This window comes from Pirellulales bacterium (genome assembly GCA_035533075.1).
Classification (GTDB): Bacteria; Planctomycetota; Planctomycetia; order Pirellulales; family JAICIG01; genus DASSFG01.
The window spans coordinates 1-23,205 of sequence record DATLUO010000149.1; the positions used below are offsets into that span (position 1 = coordinate 1).

Annotated in this window: 22 protein-coding genes; 16 read left to right on the forward strand and 6 right to left on the reverse strand. The window is 63.8% G+C overall.

The features are described 5' to 3' along the window. The first annotated feature begins 115 nt into the window (after positions 1–115). The 6 genes from VNH11_18920 to VNH11_18945 all read left to right on the forward strand — a co-directional run bounded on the left by VNH11_18920 (position 116) and on the right by VNH11_18945 (position 5,201). Positions 116–1,090 carry a stage II sporulation protein M gene (locus tag VNH11_18920; protein ID HVA48444.1) on the forward strand — a complete coding sequence of 325 codons (975 nt, stop codon included), beginning with the start codon at positions 116–118 and terminating at the stop codon, positions 1,088–1,090. Further along, positions 1,077–1,886, forward strand: coding sequence for a hypothetical protein (locus tag VNH11_18925; GenBank protein HVA48445.1), 810 nt, complete (start codon positions 1,077–1,079; stop codon positions 1,884–1,886). The genes VNH11_18920 and VNH11_18925 overlap by 14 nt, the downstream gene beginning before the upstream one ends. Before the next feature lie 215 nt (positions 1,887–2,101). Next, positions 2,102–3,724: a phosphoglycerate dehydrogenase gene (serA, locus tag VNH11_18930; GenBank protein ID HVA48446.1), complete on the forward strand. Its 1,623-nt coding sequence runs from the start codon at positions 2,102–2,104 to the stop codon at positions 3,722–3,724. A 206-nt stretch (positions 3,725–3,930) separates the two neighbouring features. Then, positions 3,931–4,149, forward strand: coding sequence for a BON domain-containing protein (locus VNH11_18935; protein HVA48447.1), 219 nt, complete (start codon positions 3,931–3,933; stop codon positions 4,147–4,149). 250 nt (positions 4,150–4,399) lie between these two features. Beyond that, the gene (locus tag VNH11_18940; GenBank protein HVA48448.1) at positions 4,400–4,834 is read left to right on the forward strand and encodes an NUDIX hydrolase; all 435 of its coding nucleotides are present in this window, start codon (positions 4,400–4,402) and stop codon (positions 4,832–4,834) included. Between the two features lie 79 nt (positions 4,835–4,913). Next, a complete protein-coding gene (locus VNH11_18945) occupies positions 4,914–5,201 on the forward strand; it encodes a hypothetical protein (GenBank protein ID HVA48449.1) in 288 nt (95 codons plus the stop codon). Between the two features lie 2 nt (positions 5,202–5,203). Here VNH11_18945 and VNH11_18950 read toward each other — a convergent pair whose 3' ends face one another. Continuing rightward, positions 5,204–6,214, reverse strand: coding sequence for a Gfo/Idh/MocA family oxidoreductase (locus VNH11_18950; GenBank protein HVA48450.1), 1,011 nt, complete (start codon positions 6,212–6,214; stop codon positions 5,204–5,206). A gap of 174 nt (positions 6,215–6,388) precedes the next feature. On the opposite strand from VNH11_18950, the gene VNH11_18955 reads away from it, so the two are divergent. Beyond that, positions 6,389–7,090, forward strand: a complete 702-nt coding sequence (locus VNH11_18955; protein ID HVA48451.1) for a YdjY domain-containing protein — start codon at positions 6,389–6,391, stop codon at positions 7,088–7,090. A gap of 105 nt (positions 7,091–7,195) precedes the next feature. Here the strand turns inward: VNH11_18955 and VNH11_18960 are convergent, their stop codons facing one another. Next, positions 7,196–7,471 carry a hypothetical protein gene (locus VNH11_18960; protein HVA48452.1) on the reverse strand — a complete coding sequence of 92 codons (276 nt, stop codon included), beginning with the start codon at positions 7,469–7,471 and terminating at the stop codon, positions 7,196–7,198. A 23-nt stretch (positions 7,472–7,494) separates the two neighbouring features. Further along, entirely contained in the window at positions 7,495–8,955 is a 1,461-nt protein-coding gene (locus tag VNH11_18965) for a DUF1501 domain-containing protein (GenBank protein HVA48453.1), read from the reverse strand. A 223-nt stretch (positions 8,956–9,178) separates the two neighbouring features. On the opposite strand from VNH11_18965, the gene VNH11_18970 reads away from it, so the two are divergent. After that, the gene (locus VNH11_18970) at positions 9,179–9,430 is read left to right on the forward strand and encodes a hypothetical protein (GenBank protein ID HVA48454.1); all 252 of its coding nucleotides are present in this window, start codon (positions 9,179–9,181) and stop codon (positions 9,428–9,430) included. A 228-nt stretch (positions 9,431–9,658) separates the two neighbouring features. Beyond that, positions 9,659–10,036 carry a hypothetical protein gene (locus VNH11_18975; GenBank protein ID HVA48455.1) on the forward strand — a complete coding sequence of 126 codons (378 nt, stop codon included), beginning with the start codon at positions 9,659–9,661 and terminating at the stop codon, positions 10,034–10,036. 235 nt (positions 10,037–10,271) lie between these two features. On the opposite strand, the gene VNH11_18980 is transcribed toward VNH11_18975, so the two are convergent. Together VNH11_18980 and VNH11_18985 are read right to left on the reverse strand one after the other, a co-directional pair. Next, a complete protein-coding gene (locus VNH11_18980; protein HVA48456.1) occupies positions 10,272–11,216 on the reverse strand; it encodes a DMT family transporter in 945 nt (314 codons plus the stop codon). 447 nt (positions 11,217–11,663) lie between these two features. Then, a complete protein-coding gene (locus tag VNH11_18985; GenBank protein HVA48457.1) occupies positions 11,664–12,395 on the reverse strand; it encodes a hypothetical protein in 732 nt (243 codons plus the stop codon). 213 nt (positions 12,396–12,608) lie between these two features. Between VNH11_18985 and VNH11_18990 the strand changes: the two genes are divergently transcribed. The 6 genes from VNH11_18990 (at position 12,609) to VNH11_19015 (ending at position 20,852) form a co-directional block, all read left to right on the forward strand. Then, complete coding sequence (locus VNH11_18990; protein HVA48458.1) at positions 12,609–12,875, forward strand: hypothetical protein; 267 nt, start codon at positions 12,609–12,611, stop codon at positions 12,873–12,875. 113 nt (positions 12,876–12,988) lie between these two features. Next, complete coding sequence (locus tag VNH11_18995) at positions 12,989–15,091, forward strand: hypothetical protein (protein HVA48459.1); 2,103 nt, start codon at positions 12,989–12,991, stop codon at positions 15,089–15,091. A gap of 81 nt (positions 15,092–15,172) precedes the next feature. After that, on the forward strand, positions 15,173–16,105 hold the full coding sequence (locus tag VNH11_19000; GenBank protein ID HVA48460.1) for an ABC transporter ATP-binding protein: 933 nt from the start codon (positions 15,173–15,175) through the stop codon (positions 16,103–16,105). Next, complete coding sequence (locus tag VNH11_19005; GenBank protein ID HVA48461.1) at positions 16,102–17,757, forward strand: hypothetical protein; 1,656 nt, start codon at positions 16,102–16,104, stop codon at positions 17,755–17,757. Before VNH11_19000 ends, VNH11_19005 begins: the two co-directional genes overlap by 4 nt. Before the next feature lie 144 nt (positions 17,758–17,901). Next, positions 17,902–19,542, forward strand: a complete 1,641-nt coding sequence (locus VNH11_19010; GenBank protein ID HVA48462.1) for a pyridoxal-dependent decarboxylase — start codon at positions 17,902–17,904, stop codon at positions 19,540–19,542. Positions 19,543–19,817: 275 nt separating this feature from the next. After that, entirely contained in the window at positions 19,818–20,852 is a 1,035-nt protein-coding gene (locus tag VNH11_19015) for a TIM barrel protein (protein ID HVA48463.1), read from the forward strand. 10 nt (positions 20,853–20,862) lie between these two features. Here VNH11_19015 and VNH11_19020 read toward each other — a convergent pair whose 3' ends face one another. Next, positions 20,863–21,858 (reverse strand): sugar phosphate isomerase/epimerase family protein, encoded by a 996-nt coding sequence (locus tag VNH11_19020; protein HVA48464.1) that lies wholly within the window; start codon positions 21,856–21,858, stop codon positions 20,863–20,865. 248 nt (positions 21,859–22,106) lie between these two features. Between VNH11_19020 and VNH11_19025 the strand changes: the two genes are divergently transcribed. Further along, positions 22,107–23,156, forward strand: coding sequence for a hypothetical protein (locus tag VNH11_19025; protein HVA48465.1), 1,050 nt, complete (start codon positions 22,107–22,109; stop codon positions 23,154–23,156). Positions 23,157–23,205: the final 49 nt, after the last annotated feature.

Genomic DNA, 23,205 nt, shown 5'->3' on the forward strand with positions numbered 1-23,205 from the left:
TCATCCCTCATCCCTCATCCCTCATCCCTCATCCCTCATCCCTCATCCCTCATCCCTCATCCCTCATCCCTCATCCCTCATCCCTCATCCCTCATCCCTCATCCCTCATCCCTCCATGAAAGTAGCCGACTTCCTGCAATCGCGCCGCGACAACTGGCGGGAACTGGAAAAGCACTGCAACCTGCTGGAACATCGGCGCGTGAAAAACCTGGGACCCGCGACCATCGAACGGTTCGGCTCGCTCTACCGCGCGGTCTGCGCCGACCTGGCCCTGGCCGACTCCTATCAACTCCCCCCCAACACCGTCCACTACCTGCACCAATTGGTCGGCCGGGCGCATAATCAGCTTTATCCGAGCCGCGCCTTCGAGTTCGACTCTTGGACGCACGAGTTGTTGGCGGCAGTCCCGCAACGACTGTTCCGCGACCGGTCGGTGCGGCTGGCCTTCGTGCTGTTCTGGGGCACTTTTCTGGCGGCGGCGACGAGCGCCTACCAGTCGCCCGACTTCGCCGAACAGGTGATCGGCAAACAAATGGTGCGGCACATGGAAGCCATGTACGACAAGCCGGCCGAAGGTCGCGAAGGCGACACCAGCTCTTTCATGGCGGGGTTTTACGTCCGCCACAACGCCGGCATCGGCCTGCAATGTTTTGCGGCCGGGCTGCTGCTGGGCGTGGGAGGGCTGTTCATCACCGTGGCCAACGCGGCGGTCCTCGGCGCCGTGTTCGGGCACATGGCCGCGCTGCCGCAACGGACCAATTTCTTTCACTTCGTCACCGCCCACGGGCCGTTCGAGCTGACGGCCATCGTGCTGGCGGCGGCGGCCGGCATGCGGCTGGGCTTCGCCATGATCGATACGAAGGGCATGACCCGCGGGGCCTCGCTGCGGTTGGCCGCCAAAGAAGCCGTGACGAGCGTCTCTTTGAGCGTCCTCTTGTTCTGCCTGGCCGCGTTTATCGAGGCGTATATTTCGCCGTCCTCGCTGCCATACTCCGCCAAGGCATCGGTGGCCGTCACGTCGGCGGGACTGCTCTTGATCTACCTGGTGGTCTTGGGATATCCGCGAGGCGGCCGCGATGCAACTCGATAAGACGCGCATCGCCATTCGCGAGCGGAGCTTTCTCGACATTCTCGACCTGGCCTTGTCGGTATTGCGCCAACACGCCGGGCCGCTGGCACTGGCTCTCTTGGCCGGCGCCGTGCCCGCCGCGCTCCTGAACCATTGGTTGCTGCAAGGCTTGCTGACCGAAAGCGGGTCCGAGGTCGTCTGGTATCTGTTCTTGATGGCGCTGCTCGTTTACTTGGAGATGCCGTTGGCGACGGCGCCCGTCACGCTTTACCTGGGTCAGGCCCTGTTCGTCGAGCGGCCCAGCGCCGCCCGCTTAATCAGGGACTTCGTCACCTCCTTGCCGCAGATGGTGCTCTATCAACTCGCGCCGCGTGTCCTGTTCATACCGCTCTTCATCACGCTACCGGTGCCATTTCTGGGGTGGCCCTATTTGGGCGAGATTATTTTGCTGGAACGCAATCCTTGGCGAAAGCGTTTGCCGGCCGGCACCAGCACCCTGAGCCGCAGCGGCAACATGCACGGCCGCAACCGCGGCGAGTTGCTCACTCGATGGATGGGGTCGGTCATGCTGGGCACCCTTCTGCTGTTCGTGTTTTGGCGGTCGTTGTGGTTTCTGGCGGAAGTGCTGACGGGCCAACTCGACGACGTGACTCCGCAGTGTACCGTTTGGCTGCCGGCGGCGCTGTGGCTGGTGCTCGGCTATTTTGCGATCGTCCGGTTTTTAAGCTATCTCGACTTGCGCATTCGCACCGAGGGTTGGGAGATCGAGTTGTTGCTGCGGGCCGAGGCGGTCCGGCTGGGCCGGCAGATCAGCTAGCACGCTGTCAGCCCTCCCTTGATCGACGGCGCCAACCTTCGTAGGGTGGGACCAGCGAGCTTGCGAGCGCCGGCCCACCATGAAAACGACGCCGGTATCGGTGGGCCGGCGCTCGCAATCTCGCTGGTCCCACCCTACCGCTGCATCCATCAATCGACGAATGACAGAGCACTAGCTGTCTCTTGCCGCCCGCTCCACGCCCCCCAAGTCTCGATATGCCCCGAGTTATTGTGCTTGACATCCTGGCCCGCGAGGGTCTCGAACTCTTCGCGGCCGCGCCCGGCATCGAATACGAAGTCCGCACCGGCCTGTCGGGCGACGCTCTGCACTCCGCCCTGGCCGAGTTCGACGGCGCGATCCTGCGCAGCGGTGTGAAGATCACGGCCGACAGCCTGGCGGGCAACCGGCGGTTGAAGGCCATCGTTCGGGCAGGCGTGGGGACCGACAATATCGACAAGGCCGCCGCCACCCGCTTGGGCATCGTGGTGATGAACACGCCCACCGGCAACACGCTGAGCACGGCCGAACACACCATCGCCATGATGATGGCCCTTTCGCGGAACATCGCCTCCGCTTATCAAAGCCTGCTGGAGGGCCGCTGGGAGCGGAACCGTTACATGGGCAGCCAGCTTGCCGACAAGACCATCGGCATCGTCGGCCTGGGCCGCATCGGCCAGGCCGTGGCCGTCCGCTGCCGTGCCCTGGAGATGCGGGTGCTCGGCTACGACCCGTTCGTCACGCAGGAGCGGGCCCGAGAGTTGGGCGTGGAGATGTTCGCCACCGTGCCCGAAATGCTGCCGCACGTCGATTACCTCACCGTCCACACTCCTCTGACGCCCGAAACCCGCAATTTAATCAGCGCGAAAGAAATCGAACTGATGCGGCCCGGCGTGCGGCTGATCAACTGCGCCCGTGGCGGCATCTATGACGAAGCGGCCCTGGTCGAGGGGTTGAAGGGCGGCAAGCTGGGCGGCGTGGCGCTCGACGTGTTCACGCAAGAACCGTGTACCAGCAGCCCGCTGTTCGGCATGCCCAACGTGCTCTGCACGCCCCACCTGGGCGCCAGCACCGAAGAAGCGCAAACGCAGGTGGCCGAGGAGGGAGCGCACTTGCTGGTCGATTTTCTCACCAGCGGCGCCATCCGGCATGCCGTCAACGTGGTGTCGATCGATCCGAAAAAGTTGGCCGCCATGCGGGACGATCTCGACGTGGCGTATCGACTCGGGCTGCTGCTGGCGCAACTGGACCGGACGCCGGCCAAGGCCTGCCGGCTGACGTACCGCGGCGAGGTGGCCGGCAAAGACACCAAGCTGCTCACCGCCACCGTGGCGGCCGGCCTGCTGCAGCGGTCGCTGGAAGACGAGGTCAACTTCGTCAATGCCGAAGTGCTGCTGCGCGAGCGGGGCATCGAGTTGTCGGAGCAATCGACCAGCGAGCGCGGAGCGTTCAGCTCGGTCGTCACGGCCGAATTGGTCACGCAGTCGAGCACCTATAAAGTCGCCGGCACCTTCTTCGGGCACCAAATGGCCCGGCTGGTGCAGATCGGCGATTATCGGCTCGATGCCTATCTCGACGGCATCCTGCTGGTGTTCACGCACCGCGATGTGCCCGGCATTATCGGCACAGTCGGCACGATTTTCGGCCTGCACCGGGTGAACATCGCCCAGATGGCGGTCGGCCGGGCGGAGCCGGGCGGCGACGCCATCGGCGTGTTGAACCTCGACAGCCGGCCGCCGGCCGAAGCCCTGCGCGAGGTTTCGGCCCATCCCGATATTCTGAGCGTGAGCGTGATCGAGCTGCCCGCGGCCGGCGAACTGCCGCCGTGGCTGCAAGGCTGATCCGTCACGACCGTCACGCGCCGCAAGCGTTCTGTAGAATCTCGGCTTCGCCCAGTCGTTTTCCTTTAACGGCGAAGGGTTCTCGGCCGACAGAGATTGTCGGGGGCAGCGGCGCGCTGCACCTTTGGTTGGCGGCGGCCGGGCACGTGGCTCGCACGGTGTCGCCACTGCTTCTTCGTTCGTTCCGTCTTCTTTGCATAACCATCATGGCCGACATGCAGCTTGCCGAGCGCGTCAACTCGATTTTGGAAAACAACCCTCACGTTCCGCACCGCAACCTGCGGTTTGAGACCAAAGACGGGCACATTATTCTCAAAGGGGTCGTGCGTTCGTATTATCAAAAACTGATGGCGCAGGAAGCACTGCTCAGACTGGAAGGCGTCGAGCAGGTCGAAAACCAGCTCGAAGTTCAGTTGCCCGCCTGAGCCTGGACGAGCGAGCAGGTGTAAGGTGGGACAAACGAGCTTGCGAGCGCTGGCCCACCGTGATCGAGGCATTAGGCGATAGGCGTTAGGCTTTAGGCACGATCTTCTAAGGGCGCCCTAACGCCCAACGCCTATCGCCTTCGTTGGTGGGTCGGCGATCACTCCCGGCGCACCGGGACTGGCCCCACCTTATGGCGCGGTTGCCTACGTTTGCCTGGACGAGCAGCCGACGCGAAACTACATTCGCGTTATGGATTTGTCTGCCGGGACCCTCAATCGCTCACCGATCGACCAGGCTTGCGCCGTCCCCTTGCGCCTGTGCGAGCACGGGACGGAGGTCTGCTTGATTACCTCGATGGGGCGCGGACGCTGGATCTTTCCCAAGGGGGTCGTCGATCCGGGCGAGACGCACGTCACCACGGCGCTCAAAGAGGCGCGGGAAGAGGCCGGCATCGAGGGCGAGATTTTGCAACCGGCCCTGGGCGAATACGGCGATTTCAAATGGAACGTTCCCTTGCGTGTCACCGTGTTTGCCATGTCGGTGGCGACGGCGCACGACACGTGGTTGGAGCAGGGCCTTCGCCGCCGCCGCTGGGCGCTTGTGGAAGAGGCCCATGAGCTGCTTACCGAGCCGAGTTTGCGCGAGATGCTGGCGTTGGCCCTGATGCGTCTGGGCGAAAAGTAGGGCAGCCTATTGCTATAATGGAAGCGGGCCGTTCCAGGGAGGATGTCGAGCATGCCGATTCACGATTGGAAGCGCGTCGATGCGAACCTGTTTCACCATTTTCACCAGGCGTGGACGCTGGGACGAGTTTCAGGACGAACCCTTTGCCTTGCCGCCCGAAAAGCGGTTGACGCTCGTCGCCTACGTGGCTAGCTTCCCCAAGGTGGCCTACGTCGAACCGGTGGGCATCGGCGATCCGTTGCCCTACATGCCGGCCTATCTCGACTTGGACAGCTATGTGCGCGTGCCGCTCGAATCGACCTACCGGGCGGCGTGGGAGAGTTGTCCGGAAGATATGCGCGAGTTCGTCGAGCGGGGTGGGGGATAAACCTAGCGAGCGCCGGCGTTCAGCGCCCGCATCGCTTTTGCCCGCACGCTTTCCAACGTCACCGGCGCGCCGCCCTGCCGCTTGCTCTCGTCGGCGGCTTCCATGAAGGCGAAAATCTCCAGCGTTTCCTCCGCCGACACCGGCGGCTTGCCGGTCTTGAAGAACCGGGCGATCTCCACCACCAACGGTTCATAGCCGCCGTACCCGCCGCTGGGCGCGATGCCCTTGCTGCCGAAGACCAGCGCGCCGTAGTCGGACTTACCCGACCGCAGACCGCGGAAGGTGCCGATGCGGCCGTCGCTCCAAACGCCCGTCACCAGCTCGGTGTCCTTCGTTTGAGTGCGTGCCACCGAGACGCAGCCGGTGCCCATGATGGTGAACAGCCCCTCGACGCCGTGAATGCCGTACCAGAACAAGTCGGGGTGGTGCGGTTCCAGCGAACAGGGGCCGTAGGCATCGCATCCCAGCACGTCGCCCACCTTGTCGCTGGTGCGCATGGCCTGAATCCCTGGGCTGAAACGCAACGAAGAGCTGGAAAAGCAGGGTGTGCCGCTGGCCTGGCTGAGCCGGTAGATCTCGATCGCATCGGCCAGCGATGCGGCCACCGGCTTGTCGATGAACAGCGGCTTCTTGGCGGCGAATACGGGCTTCGCCTGCTCCAGGTGCGGACGGCCGTCGACGCTCTCCAACAGCACGGCATCAACCTTGCTCAGCAGCGATTCGATGGAGTCGACGATCTCCACGCCATGTTTCTCTCGCAGCTCCTTGGTGAAACCTTGCACGCGGTCGTGGCTGGCGGGCAGGTCGGGGCTGCCACCCGGAAACGCCGCGACCACCTTCACCCCGGCAAGATCGCCTTCGTTGTTGGGCCGGTTCAGCAGGTTGGTGAAAGCGACGACGTGCGACGTGTCGAGTCCAATGATGCCGACTCGGACCATTTTTGTTTCCTCGGCGCGGGCGTGCGATGACAGAACGATCAGAATCGTGGCGGCAAGCGGCAAAATGCGTCGCATGGTTTTTCTCCTAGGTGCGGCATGATGGGCGACGCGCCGAGTGTAAACCGCGACGCGGCCGGTTGCAAATCGTCAACGGCTGTTCCCACACCCGTTGTCCCGCTATGCTGAGCGTTGAAGGTGAACAGTAACCGGAGCGACCTCGAAATGCGGACGAAGGCATGGCATCGGCATATGGCACGGCTCGTGGTTGTCGGCGCACTGGCCGGCGCGGCGTCGTCGGCAATACGGGCTGACGAAACCCCATCGGCAACAGCCGAAGACCAGCCGGCTCTGGTGCCCCTCGATCCCAAGGCGCGGGTCTGGATCGACAAGGCCCAGAAGCGCGTCGTGATGGTCGGCAAAGTCTGCCTGCGGCAAGGACAGCTCGAAATGTTCGCCTGCCCTGAAGGAACCAAGGAGCACGAATCGGTCCTTTCGGTTCCGGTCGCGGCCGAAAAGGTGCATGCGGCGCTGTTGGCGGTCGATGCCGCGCCGGGCCGTCCGGTGCAATTTCAGCCCAAGTACAGGGGCGCGACGGGCAGCATCATCGACGTCAGTCTTTACTGGACCGACGATGCGGGCAAACGCCGCAGCGCCTGGGCGCAGGACTGGGTGCAAGACTCCACCACCGGCAAAGCGCTGGACCAGCCTTGGGTGTTCGCCGGCAGCGGTTTTTGGCGCGACGAGCAGACGGGCAAAGAATCATACATGGCCAACCAGGGAGAGCTGATCTGCGTCTCGAACTTCCCTTCCGCCATGCTCGATTTGCCGATCGAAAGCTCCGACAAAGCCGGGCAGCTTCTGTTCAATGCCTTCACCGAACGCATTCCGCCCATCGACACGCCCGTGACGATCGTGCTCACGCCCAGGCCGGCGCAGGAGAAGAAAGAGTAGGGTGGGGCCAGCGAGCTTGCGAGCGCCGGCCCACCGAGATTGGTGCAGAGCCGTCGCTCACTTCGCCGTGCGTGTTCGCCGGAATAGCGGCGGCGGATCAGTCATCTACCTGGGAGCAGAATCCCTTGACTTCTTCAGGCGACGGCGCAGTTCGTCTGACGGAACGCCGCCTTCGGCCTTGTAGCGTCTTCTCGCTTTTTCGATCAAGGAAAGGAATTCTGGATTGTTGCTCAGCGCCAAAGTCTCCAAATCAAGGTTGTCCAGGCCGACGAGCGCAGCCACAGGTTGCCCGTCGAGGGTCAACACCAGAGGCTGTTTGCCCGCGCCACGCGCATGTTCGACCAGCGAGGCGGCCGCCTCAGAGATTTCAATGGTTTTCATAGCTCGATGATCTCATCGTCGACCTACGCGAGAATCTCGCGAATCACCTCGCCGCCCACGTCGGTCAGCCGGAAATTCCGGCCGTTGTACTTGTAGGTCAGCCGCGTGTGGTCGATGCCCAGCAGGTGCAGAATCGTCGCGTGCAGGTCGTTGAGGTGAACGCGGTCCACCGCCGCTTTGTAGCCGACTTCGTCCGACTCGCCGTGGCTCACGCCGCCCTTCACGCCGCCGCCGGCCAGCCAGGCCGTGAAACAGTGCGGGTTGTGGTCGCGGCCGGGCTTCTCCGAAAGCTGGGCGATCGGCAAACGGCCGAACTCGCCGCACCAGATCACCAGCGTCTCGTCCAAGAGGCCGCGCTGCGATAGGTCGGTCAGCAGCCCGGCGATCGGCTTCTCGGTCTCGCCGGCAAATTGCTCGTGGTTGCCCTTGATGTCGTTGTGCCCGTCCCAAGAACGCTGGTTCTCCATCCCGCCCGAATAAATCTGCACGAACCGCACTCCCCGCTCGATCAGCCGCCGGGCCATCAGGCACTGCCGGGCAAAATGGTCGCACTGCGGCTCGCCGATGCCGTAAAGCCGCTGAACGTGCTCCGGCTCCAAGGCCAGGTCGAGCGTTTCGGGCGCCGCCGTCTGCATGCGATACGCCAGCTCGAAGCTCTCGATGCGGGCGGTCAGTTCCGACTCGGCCGCCAGATGCTCGTGGTGGATTTCGTTGAGCTGCTTGACGAGATCGAGCTGGTTGCGCTGCGCGGCGTCGGTGAGCTGGGCCGGGCGATGCAGGTTGTCGATCGGATCGCCGGTGGGCCGCAGGTGCGTGCCTTGAAAGACGCCCGGCAGAAAGCCCGCGCTCCAATTCGCGGCCTGGCCCTTTGGCAGTCCGCGGCCTTTAGGGTCGCTCATCACCACGAAGCCGGGCAAGTCGCGGCTTTCGCTGCCCAGGCCGTAACTGACCCAGCTTCCGACGCAGGGCAGGCCCATCCGCGGCACGCCGCAGTTCATGGCGAACAGGGCGGGCGAATGGTTGTTCGACTCGGTGAAGCCCGAATGGATGAAGGCCATCTTGTCGGCGTGCCGGCCGAGATTGGGAAAGATCGACGACACCGGCTTGCCGCACTCGCCGCGGGGAGTGAACTCGAAGGGCGACTTCATCAGGTTGCCGACGGCGTTCTTGAAGAAGCCGGTGGTGTTCTTGAACTCCGGGTCGAACTCGCGGATCGACTTGCCGTCCCAGCGGGCCAGGGCCGGCTTGTAGTCCCACGTGTCGACGTGGCTGGGTCCGCCGTTGATGAACAGCCAGATCACGCGCGTGGCCTTGGCCGCGAAGTGCGGCGGCTGCGGGGCCAACGGGTTGAGCAAGCGCGTGCCGAGATCGCCGGCACGGGCTGCGCCGAGCAGGCCTTCCTCGGCCAGCAGGCCGGCCAGGCCGATCAGCCCGAAACCGCAGCCGGCACGAGAGAGAAGTTCGCGGCGAGAGATTACGTTCACGTGTGACGATTCCTGCTGGGATACCATCCATCAACCAAAGTCGATTCATTCTACCCAGCCGCACGCCGAGGCGGCTATCCCCGGCCGCCGCGCCTGAGCGGATTGCTCGTTCGAGCCTGTCCGCGTATCATGCTTCTCGTGGACTGCAAGGCTGAGCGCGTCGTGCCCCGCGATCCGCGCGGCGCGATCTATGAAATCGAGTAAACATCATTGGATCAAGACCATGAAGCTTCTGCTTTCTTTCGCGATCGCCTGTCTGTTGCTGCCCGGCTCGTCAGCCGCCGCTGCCTGGATCAACGGCGTGAAGATCAGCGAGTTCAACGGCCAGACGTGTACGGCCGCCAATTACGACCGGCAAAAGGTGGCCGACCTGCTGGGGCCGGAGGGAAGCATCGCGGTGCAGGTCCACGGCGGCAAGAGTTGGCCCAATGGCGCCAAGTGCCGCTGGAAGAACGTCAAGATCAGGCCGCTATGACTCGGTCCCCACGCACCATCGTTAAAGCCGCTGCTTCCCGTTGAGCCGATATAAACCTGCTTTTCCGCAAGGCTTTGCCTGGCCGGAAATCGCGCTTTTCATGTCCCTTTTTTCTATTCGCCCAAGTTCGCCTGGCCGTGCTTCCGATGCTAGGCTTGTCTCGGCGCAGATTGCCCATCTTACGGCGTTCGTAACCGGCGGCACGAGAATACGAGAGGAGACGGTAGCGTGGCCAAAGCGAAAAAGGCGGGAGATGTCCATCTGGACCGGCGGGCCAAAGAAAAAGAATCGGACCGGCGGACGCAGGACCGGCGCTCCGCGGAGCAACCGGTCGCGGTCGAACGCCGCCAGCTCGAACGTCGCGAAAAAGTCAGCCGCCGTCGCCAGATCGATCCGACCACGTGCGAGCGCGAGTATTCGGTCGAAGAGGTCGAGTTCATGAACGCGCTCGATCACTACAAGCGCACCAGCGGGCGCATGTTTCCCACCTGCAGCGAGGTGCTGGAGGTGCTGCGTGGTCTGGGCTACGTCAGGTCGCCGTCCGCGGCCCCGACTTGCGTCGCCGACGAACCGGCCGGCGTGGTCCTGGAACCGGTTGCCCTGTAGCGCTCTGTCAGCCGTCGATTGATTGGTTCAGGCCGAGTGTAGGGTGGGACCAGCGAGCTTGCGTGCGCCGGCCCACCACGGAGGACACCAGCCATCGGTGGGCCGGCGCTCGCAAGCTCGCTGGTCCCACCCTACGATGCATTTCGCGCCATCCCTCAATGGACGACTGACGGAGCACTAGTGCCGCGCCGTCGGCCACCGCTTCCTCGGCCCGTCGTCCTACTCGGCATTGGTTTTATTCCGCTCGCGTCACCAGCACGATTCCGGCGGCGACCGCCGCGCCGCCGACGGCCAGGCTGACGTGCATGGCATCACCGCGAAGCCAGATGCCGAAAGCCATGCCGCACAGCGGTTGCGCGAACCCGAAGACCGCAATCTGGCTGGCCCGGTGACGCCGCAGCAGGGCCGTCCAGATCAAGAAGCAGAGCCACGCCACGACGACCGATTGATAGGCCAGTCCCCAGCAAACCGCCGGCGTAAATCGCCACGCCGAATCGGACTCCAGGGTCAAACTCGTCGTAAAAAAGAGGGCCGTCGCCAGCAGGTTGCTCCAGAATAGGAGACTGGCGACGCCGACCACGGCCAAAGCCCGTTTGCTCATCACGGTGTTCACGCCGATCAATAGGCTGCTGGCGAGCACGACCGCATCGCCGAACAACGTCGCCGACTCGCCGGTCGAGGTCGTCTCTCGCCGAACGCCCGCGACGATCGCCACCAGCCCTGCGAAGGCTACCATCAGCCCCAGCAGCTTGCCCGGCGAAACGCGGTCACCGTGCAACAAGAAGTGCGCCACCAAGGCCACGAACACCGGATAGGAGCCGATCATCACCGATCCGTGGGCGCTATTCGTGTGAGCCATGCCGTAGTGGAACGAGCCGATCTGAACGAACAGCAGCAGTCCCACGGGCAGAATCGCCGTAAGCTGCCGACGATCGACACCCAGTGATGCGCCCTGCCAGAGCGCCGTGGGCGCCAGCAGGGCCGTGGCGATGGCAAACCGCAGCCCGGCGGTGGCCAACGGTGGAATGCCGTCCTGCGTGGCACGCACCGCCACGGCCAGTCCGCCCCAAAGCACGGCGCACAGCACCGCCAGGCTGGCCGCAGCGAACGTGACCGGCCGAAGATCTGTGCTCGCTTGTGTATGGGTTGACGTTTCGGCGGAATCACGTAGGGCGGGCATTGCCCACCAACTTAATGAATGCGGCGGGCGGTGCCCAGGTCCGCTGTTGATGGGGCGGGTCCGGCCGTGCGGGCAACGAAAGGATCTGTAGGGAACGGACTCCGTGCCGTTCCGCCGATCGACGGTCGTTCGGTACGCGCGGAACGGCACGGAGTCCGTTCCCTACAGAGCAAACCGGCCCCTGCGCCCGATCGAGCCTGGCGAGAGATTTGCCGCGGGCCGCACAGCGTGATATACTTGGGTCGCTGAAGCGATCCAGCACTGGCTCAAGTACCGGCCACAGGCCGGGGCGTCAGAGCAGGCAGCCAAGCTGCTTCAATCCGGCTTGCCGGAGCGCCAAACCTCCTTTGTGCGTTTCGCTTCAGCGTTTTTTATGCGCTGTGGGCAGGCAGACTTTGCCGCGGAGTCGACCGATGCCGATGCACGACTGCGTTCCGAAATTGACCGCTACGATCCCAGGTCCATCTCTTGCAGCGTGCGGGCCAGGCTGATCGAGGTCAACTCTTCGTCGCCGTTTTCAAGCAGAGCGCGCAACGATGGGTCGATCAGGTCTTCCAGCCATTGGCCGAAACGCAACGAACGGGGCCAGTCTTGATAGCGTTCGTAGGCGTTCAGGTAGACCTCCTCCACCGCGTCGTCGATCGACAACGTGTCGCCCAGGCGGGCCGCCAACGCCGGATAGCGGTTGATCCAGCGGCTCACGCGGCGGTGCATCGCCTCGTCATAAACGTCGACCGCCCGGCGAAAGGCGGCATAGTCGCCCTCGGCCGCCGCCCGTTCGAGCACATCGGGGTTGGGCACGCCGACGGGAATCACGTCGAACTGCGTCCCTTCCTCGTGCTTGGCGATCGAAGCCTTGTTGCCGAGGGCCTCGATGTAGGCGTCGAGCTTGTGGACCAGCTTATGGACGCAGCGAAGATAAGCGGGATGAACGAGCACGTCGCGGTCGCCGGTGAAAAGCGTGCGGCCGGTCAGCACCAGGCTCGTTTTCACGTGGAAATCGCCCGTGCGCGGAAAGCGGCTGACGGTCACATAAAGGTCGGAAATGGGGAACGCCTGTGCCCGCGTGCGCAACGTGCCGAGGTTATCCTCCATCTTTTTGATCTGGCGGGCCGAAAGCCTGCACTGCTTGGTGTCGAGCTGAATCCGCAATTCGTGCTTCTGGTTGACTGGCTTCATGGTTCCACTTCCTTTCGTTCAAGCAACTCACGTGGCACGCCACCAGACTTCTCGCAAAGTCTGCTCTTCTTTATATTCTACCGTAGATCGGGTATTCCCGCCTGAAGGCGCCACGCTGGAATAGCCGACCTACTATGCGGCAATCGGTGTGCCTCTGGCGTCGGTTTCGGGATTTTGCTGGAAAGTGGCCGCGAAGAATGGCACAATCAGCGCATGATCGCGCCGCAATTCTCTCTACGAACGATCCTGGCCGTCACAGCCGTGTGCGGATTCGTCTCATTGATTGGCGCGGCGGCCGTGCGTGGCACACCGTGGGCCCGCGCGATCATGCTTGCTTTGGCGGCCCTGGCGCTCATCCTGATCGTTCACGCCTTGATGTTCTTTATAATGTGGCTGTTTTCGCTGATTTTGCCCGGCCGCCGCGCGGCCGGCCAGGGCCAATCACCTTTTGCGGGCGGACCGTCGCCAGGAAGCCGATGAACAAGCCACCACGGCGTCGCACATGCTTTTTTTCGCGGTGGTGCTTCGTGGGCGCCGTCGCGGCGCTATGGATGGCCGTTGCGACCCGAAGCCAGGCGGCGTCGACCGGTACGATGACGAAAAGCTCCGCCTACGGACTGACGCTGGTGGTGTCCACGCAATGGCTCGACGGCAGCGGCTACCGTCCGGTGCAGGTCAGCGTTCTGCCCGCCGCGCCGCCCAAGGCCGATCAAACGCTGCACGTCGAGTTCAAGGCCCAGGAACGGTCGTATCCCCCTCGCCAAATCCTCGTAAGCCAGGACATTGAAATTCCGGCGGGCAGCACGCAAGTGACCGACACCCTTGCGGTTCCGCAGGAGTTCGCCTTCCAGTGGTGCGAGGTCGAGGTTTGGCTCGACGGCGTCCATAAGCCAAAGCTGACGCAAAACGCACCCGTAGGCGTAAGCGGCCTGCATTCCGAGGGGCTGCCAAATATTCTGATCGTCAGCGGCGCCTTGACCCTGGGGCCACCGGCCGGCCCGTTCACGATTGCAATGGTCGCCGATCCTGATTCCTCGGTGCTGGCCGGCATCTTTCCCGACGAGCTCGTGCAACAGCAGGGTTATGGATACGGCAGACCGGTGGCCACGACGACCCCCGCCGGCACGACGCTGGTCGCCCCGTCCCTGCCTACGCTGATCACGGTGCCCTACAACCATTTGCCGCGACGCTGGATCGAGTTCAGCAGCCTCGATATCGTCTGCTTGTCGCTCGCCGACCTGACGGCGCTGCGGGGCGCTGAGCCGGAGCGGTGGCAGGCGCTGCGCCGCTGGGCGGCGGCCGGCGGAAACCTGTTGGTGTTCGGTGTCGGTGCGAAGCTGGACCGCATTGACGAGATCAGTGACGCCCTGCAATTGCCACGCGGCGATGACACGGCGGGCGAATGGACGAAGCCCAATCCGGCTGACTTCGGCAATCGGCTGAACAGCCCTTACAGCGGCTTTGGAACCGTTGTCGTCGACGCGCCGGTGGCCGGATCGCCACCGCTTGCTTCCGAACCACCTTTCCTGTTGCATCCGTTCGGCACCGGCATGGTCGTGGCGGTTGCCGCCGACGACCTGTTCAAAGAGCCTCAACAGAATTGGGCCTGGATGCTGAACTCGCTCGGTCCCGACCGCTGGCTCTGGTATCGGCGCCACGGTTTGTCTCGGGAACGGAAAAACGCCGACTTCTGGAACTGGCTGGTCCGCGGCGTCGGGCTGGCGCCGGTGACGGAGTTTCGTGTGTTGATCACCGTTTTTGTGTTGGCCATTGGACCCGTCAACTATTTCTGGCTGCGCCGCCGCGGCCGGTTGCACTTGTTGGTGGTGATTGTGCCGCTGGCCGCGATGGCAGTCACGCTCGGCCTGTTCGGATATGCGGTGCTGGCCGACGGCCTCGACATTCGCGTGCGTGCCCGCACCTTCACGCAAATCGACCAGCGTTCGGGCCAGGCGGTCTGCTGGTCGCGGCTATCGTATTACGCCGGCTTGGCGCCGGCCGGCGGACTGACGTTTCCCGACGACGTGGTCGTGTCGCCGCTGACGGCCAACGACAGCGGCGAGAGCGACATGGCCCGCCGCCAAAGCCTGGCCTGGTCGCAGCACGAGCAGCACCTCGTTTCCGGCTGGCTCGCCTCGCGGACGCCGATGCAGTTTGTCACGGTCCGCTCGCGCACCAGCCAGGCGGGGCTGCGGCTGCTGCCGCCGCGCGGCCAGGCCGGACCGCAGGTCGAGAATCAGCTCGGTACGCGGGTCGTTCGCTTATTGTTGAGCGACGAACAGGGCCGGCATTTTCGAGCGGTCGATCTTGCGGCCGGTGCCCGTGGGCAGCTCGAAGCGGCCAGTCCGGCCGACGAAGAAGCGGCCATCTACGAGTTCGTCAAAGACCGTCAGCCCAGCGTGCCGGAGGGGTTTGTCGCACCGTCGGCGCAAGTTTTCGCAGGCCGGCGGCGCTTTATGTACGCGGCGACGAACAACTCGCTGCTCGGGGCGTCGCTCGCCAGCGGCCTGTTGGAAGCGAATCTCCGCGAGGCTGTGCTAGGGCCGGGCAAACACGTCTCCTTGTCGAAGCCGACCGGTTTTCCGTTGGCCCCAAGAAGCTATCTGGCGGTCGTCGAGCGGTCGCCCGAAGTCGTGTTCGGCGTCGATCAGGTGCGCGAAGAAGACAGTCTCCATATTGTGGTTGGAAAATGGTAGTCATTCACTTGTACTTTACGCAGCCGAGCATGAGACATTGGCGGTGGCTGGGGCAGAACCTGAAAGCGAACTATGCAGCCCATGATTGAACTGCGCGGCCTGCACCGCTATTTCGGCCGCACGCGGGCGGTCTTCGACGTGAGTTTTTCCGTCGAGCGCGGTCAGGTGTTCGGCTATATCGGACCGAACGGAGCGGGCAAGACCACCAGCATGCGCATTCTGGCGACGCTCGATCAGCCCACTTGCGGCGACGCCCTGGTCGACGGCTTTTCGGTGGTCAACGATCCCGACCGCGTGCGGCGGCGACTGGGCTTCATGCCCGATTATTTCGGCACCTATTCCAACGTGAATGTTCGCGAGTATCTCGATTTCTACGCTCGCGCCTATGGCCTGCGGGGAAGCGAACGCACGCGGGCGTTGAGCTATGTGATGAGCTTCACCAAGCTCGACCTGCTGGCCGACAAGCCGATCGACGGCCTGTCGAAAGGGATGAAGCAGCGGCTGTGTCTCGGTCGCGCCTTGATTCACGATCCGGCGGTGCTGGTGCTCGACGAACCGGCCGCGGGGCTCGATCCGCGTGCCCGGATTCAGTTGCGGGAGATGATCCGGGCACTGGCCGCGCACGGCAAGACGGTGCTGGTCAGCTCGCACATTCTCACCGAGCTGGCCGAGATGTGCGATCTGGTCGGCATCATCGAGCGCGGCCGCTTGCTGGCCGTGGGCTCGGTAACCGAGATCCAACGGGGACAGCAGACGCGTCATTTCACGCGGATTCAGGTGCGCCTGCTCGATGACGCCGCCGGCCTGGCAACCTGGCTGGCCGAGCGCGAAGGCATCGACCAGATTCGAACCGAGGGCCACGCCGCCCTGTTCGCGCACGAGGCCGACGCCGAGGTCGAAGCGGCACTCCTGCGCGGCATGATCGAGGCCGGTTTTCGCGTCGTCGCCTTCGGCAGCCAGACCAAGACGCTGGAAGAAGTTTTCATGCAAGTCACCGAAGGACACGTGCAATGATGTCTTTGACCCAGCTCAACGTCGACGCTTCCGCGGTCCCGGCCGACACCGGTTGGCAGCGGCTGGAACGCGCCCTGGTTTGGGTGGGCGACCGCTTGAACCCGATTCTGGTCAAAGAAACGCGGCAAGCGCTCAAGAGCCGGCAATTCGTGATCACCTTCGCGTTGGTGCTGGTCTTGGCCTGGATCTGGTCGATCCTCGGCGTCTCGCTGATCGGGCCGAGCATCTTCTACGCTGCCCGTGGCTTCGACATGTTTCTTGGCTACTACGCGATCCTGGCCGTTCCCATGTTGGTGGTGGTGCCGTTCGGGGCGTTTCGCTCGCTGGCCTCGGAGCGCGAAGACGGCACGTTCGAGATGCTTTCGATCACCACCTTGCGGCCGCGGCAGATCGTCGGCGGCAAGCTGGGCAGCGCGGTCTTGCAGATGCTGGTCTATCTGTCGGCCGTCGCCCCCTGCCTGGCCTTCACCTACATGCTGCGAGGCATCGACGCGCCCACCATCGTCTACGTGATCTGCTGCTTCTTTTTGGCATCGCTGGGGGCATCGGTGATCGGACTGGTGGTCGCCACGCTGACGCAGGACAAGCACTGGCAGATCGTGCTGTCGGTGCTGTACTTGTTCGGTCTGGCGTTCTTGCTGTTCAACGCGTTGACGATCGCGTTCGCCTTGATGATGCAGTCCGGGACGCCGGCTTTTCAAGACCGCGAGTTCTGGATCGTCAACGCCATCATGTTGACGGCCTACGTCAGTTACTTCGCGCTGTTCTATTGCGCCGCCAGCGCCCAGCTTACCTTTGCCAGCGATAATCGCTCCACCGCGCTGCGGATGGTGATGGTCGTGCAGCAGGCGCTGCTGATCGGCTGGTTCGGTTGGGGTTTCTTGCAAGAGCAAGCCCGTCCGGATATCGGCATCGTGTACTTTGTTTTTGTCGGCATTCATTGGGCGGCCATGGGCGCGCTCATCAACGGCGAGTTGGGCGAGATGTCGCTGCGCGTCAAGCGCCAGCTTCCGCAGAGCCTTTTGGGCCGCGCGTTCTTCACCTGGTTCAATCCCGGCCCGGCGACCGGCTTTATGTTCATCGTCGCCAACCTGCTGGCGGCCACCGCCGTGGGCGGGGCCTTCTTGGCGGGCGATTACGTGTTCCGCGGCGGCGGGGCGGGCGTGCGCGGAATCTCGGTGCCGCGCAGCGTCGTGATGGCCTTCGGCCTGCTCGAACTCTCCTATATCGTGTTTTACTTGGGTCTGGCGCGGCTGGTGATCGGCCTGCTGCGGCGCGTGACGCCGGTGACGCTGACCTTGGCAGTGTTGTTGCAAGTGCTGTTGGTGATGGCCGGCAGCGGCATTCCGGTTTCGATCCACTTGATGACGCCCAGCATCCGCAGCGGTTATTCGCTGATCGAAATCAGCAACCCGTTTTTTTCGCTGAACGAGGTGATCCAAGCCGGGGATTTCGACGCGGACGTCGTGGTGCTTCTGATCGTTGTTCCGATAGCGGCGGCGCTGGTTTTCTTGGCGAACGTGCCGGCCATCGTGGCCGCGGTACACCAGGTGCGGATCGCCAAGCCGAAGCGCGTGGCCGAAGAAGACGCCGAGCTGGAAGCGCTGCGCGCGCCGCCGCCGGGTCCCAGTAATCCCTTTGAGGATGACTAGGCCCATGTGCAATTTTGGATTTTGGATTTTGGATTTTCGATTGCCAATCCAAAATCCAAAATCCAAAATCCAAAATCACGTCGCGCTCGCAAGCTCGCTGGCCCCACCTTACGAACCCCGACTCCTGAACCCTGAATCCTCCCCATGCCCCACTACGGCCACATCCTCGCTGAGCTGCGAACGCAGTTCCCGCAGCCGGTCTCCGATCCGGTTCACGACGCCTACGTCGCGTTCTCGGTGCTGCGAGCGCTGGATCAGGTCGATCGCCTGAAGGGCCAGACGCCGGTCCTCGGCTTGCCGGTCGAGCCCGACTTCGCGTCCGCACGGGCCGCCCGGTTCGAGCCACAACGCCGGCCGCTGGAGGAGGTCATCCCGGAGTTGGTCAAGCACCTGGAAGGCATGCATATTTGGGGCCACCCGCTGAGCCAGATCAACGTCGTGCCGCCGCCTTCGATTGCCGGCATCCTGGGCGTGCTGCTGGCGGCCATGTTCAATCCGAATCTGTGCAGCGAGGAGAGCGCGCGCGGCGTGTCGGCGGCCGAAGAGCGCGTGATTGCCATGACCGCCGACCTGCTGGGTTACGAGGTTGGCTCGGCGGGCGGAGTCTTCACCTTCGGCGGCACCGGCTGCCTGTTATATGGAGTGAAGGTCGGCCTGGAAAAGGCGTTGCCCGGCTCGTCGCACGCCGGCATCACCGCGCCGGCCGTCGTGCTGGCTTCCGATGAAAGCCACTACTCGGCGGTGAACGTGGCCGGTTGGCTGGGCATCGGGCAGCAGCACGTCGTTCGCGTGCCCACGGCCGCCGACAACGCGATTTTGGTCGATGCACTGGCCGACGCCGCCCGGCAGGTGCTGCGCGACGGCCGACGGATCGCCGCGATCGTCGCCACCCTGGGCACGACCGATGCGTTCGGCATCGACGATCTGGACGCGATCGGCAGGTTGCGCGACGAGCTGGTGCGTGAATTCTCGCTCGACTATTCGCCGCACATCCATGCCGACGCGGTGATCGGCTGGGCCTGGTCGGTGTTCGCCGACTACGATTTCGCCGGCAACCCCCTCGGCTTCGATTCCGCCACGCTGGCTGCTTTGTCGAAGGCCGCCGGCGCCGTGCGCCGTTTGCCGCTTGCCGATTCGATCGGCATCGACTTTCACAAGACGGGCTATGTGCCTTATGTGTCGTCGCTGGCCCTGTTTCGCCGGCGCAGCGACCTCGACCTGATTCGGCGGCCGCGGTCGACCATGCCGTATCTGTTTCAGTCGGGCGAACACCATCCGGGCACATTCACGCTGGAAACCACCCGTAGCGGCACGGGGCCGATGTCGGCGCTGGCCAACCTGCTTTTGCTGGGCAAGGAGGGCCTGCGAGTGTTGCTGGGCCACGCGGTGGAAATGGCCCAAGTGCTGCGGCGAGCGATCGACGGCCAGCCGGAACTGGCGGTGCTCAACGGTGAAAACGTCGGGCCGGTGACCTTGTTTCGCGTTTATCCGCCCGATGTGGACAAGCGCGTGGTCGAGCGCGAGTTCCACGATCCGAGTTTTCAGGCTGCGGTGGAGGGCATCAACGATTTCAACCGGCGGGTGTTTCGCCGGGTGTGGGCCGAGGCGACGGCGGGCCGGGGCATCGCAATTTCGATGACCGATTGCTATCGGCATTCGGATCACGGAGTTCCCGTAGCGGCCTTGAAATCGTACGTTCTCTCGCCGTTCACCGACGCACCGCAGATGCACGACCTGGTCCGCTATGTGTTGGCGGCCCGCGAGTTCGTGCTGAAGAGCGGGTAGGGTTCAGGGTTCAGGGTTCAGGAGGGCGTCGGCCAAGTCGTAAGGTGGGGCCAGCGAGCTTGCGAGCGCCGGCCCACCGCTGGCGACGTCGATTACGGTGGGCGGGCGCTCGCAAGCTCGCTGGCCCCACCTTACGTTCGTTGCCAAACCCAGAACAAAAACCATCGCCAACGCCAATTTGCCATTCCCCTCCCCTTTCCACTCGCAAGCGGCGTTCTTACACTACGGACTCTCGTTGCACGCCAATCAGTCACGCCCCACGGAGTCGTTTTCAAATGGCCAAAAAGCCTGGCACGTATCGCTTCAGTTTCGGCCCCTGGAACATTTCGATGGGGTCCGATCCGTTCGGCCCGGCGGTCCGCAAGGACGTCGCCTTTGCCAAGAAGATCCGAGAGTACAAGAAGATGGGCTTCGACTACGTGCAGTTGCACGACGACGACGTGGTGCCCGCCGACTGGGACGCCACGCAAACGACCCGCGGCGTGGCCAAGGTCAAGCAGTTGCTCGGCGGCGAGGGACTGAAAGGCGAGTTCATCGCGCCGCGGCTGTGGGAAGACCCGCGGACCATCGACGGCGGCTACACGTCGAACAGCGCGGCGGCCCGGCGCTATGCCCGCGATCGCACGCGGCGGGCCATCGACATCGCCAACATGCTCGACATCGACCTGATGGTGCTCTGGCCGGCCCGCGAAGGAACATACATCCGCGAATCGAAAGACGCCACGGCGGCCGTGGGGCTGCTCGTCGACGCGGTGAACGACATGCTCGACTACGACCCGAAAATTCGCATCGTGGGCGAAATGAAGCCCAACGAGCCGATGGACCAGGCCTATTGCCCGACCGTGGGTCATTTCATGGGCCTGTGCTATCGCGCCAGCGACCCCAGCCGCGTGGGCGTGTTGATCGAAAGCGCCCATAGCATTCTGGCGGGCCTCGACCCCTCCGACGACATGGCCTACGCGCTTTGGCACGGAAAGCTGTGGGGCGTTCATCTCAACGACCAGAACGGCCTGAAGTACGACCAGGACAAGACGTTCGGTTCCGTCGATTTGCGGCGGGCTTTCAATCAGGTCTGGGTGCTCGACCGGGCGGGCTATTACGACATCGGCGTGGTCGGCCTCGACATCAAAGCCATGCGCACCACGAAGCAGGCCGACGAGACCCGGCACCTGGCCAACAGTCTGCGGATGTTCCAGCATCTCTTGAAGCTCGCGCGGACGGTGGACGCGAACAAGGTCGAGGCGTTTCGGCGCGAGCGGGACTATGAGGGGCTGGACCTGCACATTCTGGAGCACCTGCTTGGCGTATGACCGCTGGCGGCTATTTTGCAAACGCCGCGTCGAAGGCCGCCGCGCTGGGACGGAAGTCGAGCCGCTTCACAAATTCGCAGGCTTCCTTGGCGCCCGCCTCGCGGTCCATGCCGCTGTCTTCCCACTCCACCGACAGCGGCCCTTCGTAACCGATCGCGTTGAGCGCCCGCACGATCTCTTCGAAGTTGACGCCGCCCCGGCCGGGCGAACGAAAGTCCCAGCCGCGACGCGGATCGCCGAAATTCAAATGGCTGCCCAGAATGCCGCTCCGCCCGTTGAGCGTCACCACGGCATCCTTGATGTGGACGTGATAGATGCGGTCGGGAAACGCCCGCAAAAACTCCACCGGATCGACCCCCTGCCAGTGCAAATGACTGGGATCGAAGTTGAATCCGAATTCTTCCCGCCGTTCCAGGGCATCGAGCGCTCGCTGGGCGCTCACCAGGTCGAAGGCGATCTCCGTCGGATGCACCTCCAGCGCGAACCGCACGCCGCACTCGCCGAACACGTCGAGCACCGGATTGAACCGCTCGGCCAGCAGTTCGTAACCGCGGTCGATCATGTTTTGCGGCACCGGCGGAAACGAATAGAGCAGGTGCCAGATGCTGGAACCGGTGAAGCCGTTGACCACGCCCACGCCCAACTTCTGGGCCGCACGCGCGGTGTTCTTCAACTCCTCGGCCGCCCGCGCGTTGACGCCGGCGGGCTTGCCGTCGCCCCAGACGTGCTTGGGCAAAATCGCCTTGTGTCGCTCGTCGATGTTGTCGAGCACGGCCTGCCCGACCAGATGCGCGCTGATGGCGTGAAGCTGCAGGTCGTGCCGCTCCAAAAGGTCGCGCCGCGCGGCACAATAGGTCTCGTCGCCCAGCGCCTTGTCGACTTCGAAGTGATCGCCCCAGCAGGCCAGCTCCAGACCCTGATAGCCGAACTCGCGTGCCTGGCGGGCCAGGTCTTCGAGCTTCAGGTCGGCCCACTGGCCGGTGAATAAGGTAACGGGGCGAGGCATGGTTCAGGGTTCAGGGTTCAGGGTTCAGGGTTCAGGGGCGAGGCACTGGTGCGTATAGGTTACAGGGATCCGAGGACAGGGAACAGGGGCGCGGGGACGAAGGCGTGATATAATCGTGAGGTGGGAGGCGATAGGCTCTGGGCGTTAGGCTTTAGGCGCGCTGTTCCACTTGATGCCCAATGCCCAACGCCTAACGCCCAACGCCCAATGCCCAACGCCTCTAACCTACAGTGCTCTGGAGATGTCGAATGTTTCCCCGCTGGACCACAATCGTGCTCGCCCTGGCTCTCGCCGGTTGCGGTGTCGTAGCGGCGGCGGAAGGGCGCGTCGAGTTGGAACTGGTGACGGGGGCCCAGTTTCCGGCCACCGCTCAGCAGCAGTGGTATAACCTGCTGTCGGAACTGGGAGTCGACGGGTTGCGCATCCGCAAAGCCGGCAGCGGCGACAAGGCCGAAGTGAAAGTGGCCGGCAGCAAGGCATCGCCGGTTTATCGCGTGGTCGGCCTGCTCGTTTCGGGCAACGAATTGGTGTTGCCCGGCGGACGCTTTTCGCCGCGCGATCGCGGTCCGCTGGCCGAATGGCTGAAAAAACTCCGCACCGAGGGGCCAACTTCGTCCGGAGGCGGCGCCGGCAACTTGCCGTTTGGTCTGGCGACCAAAGATTTTGCGGCCATTCATGCCGACCTGACAAAGCGCGTTGCGTTCAGCACCCAAGGAATGCCGCCAGTTGAACTGCTCGACAAACTGGCCGCGGGTTTGACCTATAGGTTGTCGCTCGACGCGCCAACGCGCCGCGTGCTTGGCCAGGCCGGGCCGATCGGCGAGGAGCTGGAAGGGCTGTCCACCGGGACGGCCATCGCCTACGTGCTGCGCTCGGAGGGTCTGGGCTTGTTGCCCGCCCCGGCCGGAGGCAAGGGACCCAAGTACGCCGTGCTCAAACCGAGCGCCGGGCAAACGACCTGGCCGGTGGGCTGGCCGCTGCAAGATCGCAAGCCAGGCGATGTCATGCCAAAGCTGTTTGAGACCCTGAACGCCGAGATCGAAGAGATTCCGCTCACGGACGTGCTGGATACGGTGGTTGGCGAACGGCTCAAAGCCCCGGTGCTTTACGATCATTACGCGCTGGCCCGGCAAGGCATCGAACTGCAGAAAGCGATCGCGACGTTTCCTCCCGGCAAAACCTGGTACTACAAGCTCGTCGACAAGCTGCTTCACCGGGCGGGCCTGAAAGGCGAGTGGCGGCTCGACGACGGCGGAAAGCCGCTGCTCTGGGTCACCACGTTGCTGCCGGTGAAGTGAAGACAGAAGTGGTTAGTGATTAGGGCCGGTTGCGGTATCGCGAAAAGAC

What these genes read in the sequence shown, in the direction of transcription:
- VNH11_18920 (HVA48444.1), top strand. Translation starts at nt 116, where the DNA reads ATGAAAGTAGCCGACTTCCTGCAATCGCGCCGCGACAACTGGCGGGAA.
- VNH11_18925 (HVA48445.1), top strand. Translation starts at nt 1,077, where the DNA reads ATGCAACTCGATAAGACGCGCATCGCCATTCGCGAGCGGAGCTTTCTC.
- serA (HVA48446.1), top strand. Translation starts at nt 2,102, where the DNA reads ATGCCCCGAGTTATTGTGCTTGACATCCTGGCCCGCGAGGGTCTCGAA.
- VNH11_18935 (HVA48447.1), top strand. Translation starts at nt 3,931, where the DNA reads ATGGCCGACATGCAGCTTGCCGAGCGCGTCAACTCGATTTTGGAAAAC.
- VNH11_18940 (HVA48448.1), top strand. Translation starts at nt 4,400, where the DNA reads ATGGATTTGTCTGCCGGGACCCTCAATCGCTCACCGATCGACCAGGCT.
- VNH11_18945 (HVA48449.1), top strand. Translation starts at nt 4,914, where the DNA reads ATGCGAACCTGTTTCACCATTTTCACCAGGCGTGGACGCTGGGACGAG.
- VNH11_18950 (HVA48450.1), bottom strand. Translation starts at nt 6,214, where the DNA reads ATGCGACGCATTTTGCCGCTTGCCGCCACGATTCTGATCGTTCTGTCA.
- VNH11_18955 (HVA48451.1), top strand. Translation starts at nt 6,389, where the DNA reads ATGGCACGGCTCGTGGTTGTCGGCGCACTGGCCGGCGCGGCGTCGTCG.
- VNH11_18960 (HVA48452.1), bottom strand. Translation starts at nt 7,471, where the DNA reads ATGAAAACCATTGAAATCTCTGAGGCGGCCGCCTCGCTGGTCGAACAT.
- VNH11_18970 (HVA48454.1), top strand. Translation starts at nt 9,179, where the DNA reads ATGAAGCTTCTGCTTTCTTTCGCGATCGCCTGTCTGTTGCTGCCCGGC.
- VNH11_18980 (HVA48456.1), bottom strand. Translation starts at nt 11,216, where the DNA reads ATGCCCGCCCTACGTGATTCCGCCGAAACGTCAACCCATACACAAGCG.
- VNH11_18985 (HVA48457.1), bottom strand. Translation starts at nt 12,395, where the DNA reads ATGAAGCCAGTCAACCAGAAGCACGAATTGCGGATTCAGCTCGACACC.
- VNH11_18990 (HVA48458.1), top strand. Translation starts at nt 12,609, where the DNA reads ATGATCGCGCCGCAATTCTCTCTACGAACGATCCTGGCCGTCACAGCC.
- VNH11_18995 (HVA48459.1), top strand. Translation starts at nt 12,989, where the DNA reads ATGACGAAAAGCTCCGCCTACGGACTGACGCTGGTGGTGTCCACGCAA.
- VNH11_19000 (HVA48460.1), top strand. Translation starts at nt 15,173, where the DNA reads ATGATTGAACTGCGCGGCCTGCACCGCTATTTCGGCCGCACGCGGGCG.
- VNH11_19005 (HVA48461.1), top strand. Translation starts at nt 16,102, where the DNA reads ATGATGTCTTTGACCCAGCTCAACGTCGACGCTTCCGCGGTCCCGGCC.
- VNH11_19010 (HVA48462.1), top strand. Translation starts at nt 17,902, where the DNA reads ATGCCCCACTACGGCCACATCCTCGCTGAGCTGCGAACGCAGTTCCCG.
- VNH11_19015 (HVA48463.1), top strand. Translation starts at nt 19,818, where the DNA reads ATGGCCAAAAAGCCTGGCACGTATCGCTTCAGTTTCGGCCCCTGGAAC.
- VNH11_19020 (HVA48464.1), bottom strand. Translation starts at nt 21,858, where the DNA reads ATGCCTCGCCCCGTTACCTTATTCACCGGCCAGTGGGCCGACCTGAAG.
- VNH11_19025 (HVA48465.1), top strand. Translation starts at nt 22,107, where the DNA reads ATGTTTCCCCGCTGGACCACAATCGTGCTCGCCCTGGCTCTCGCCGGT.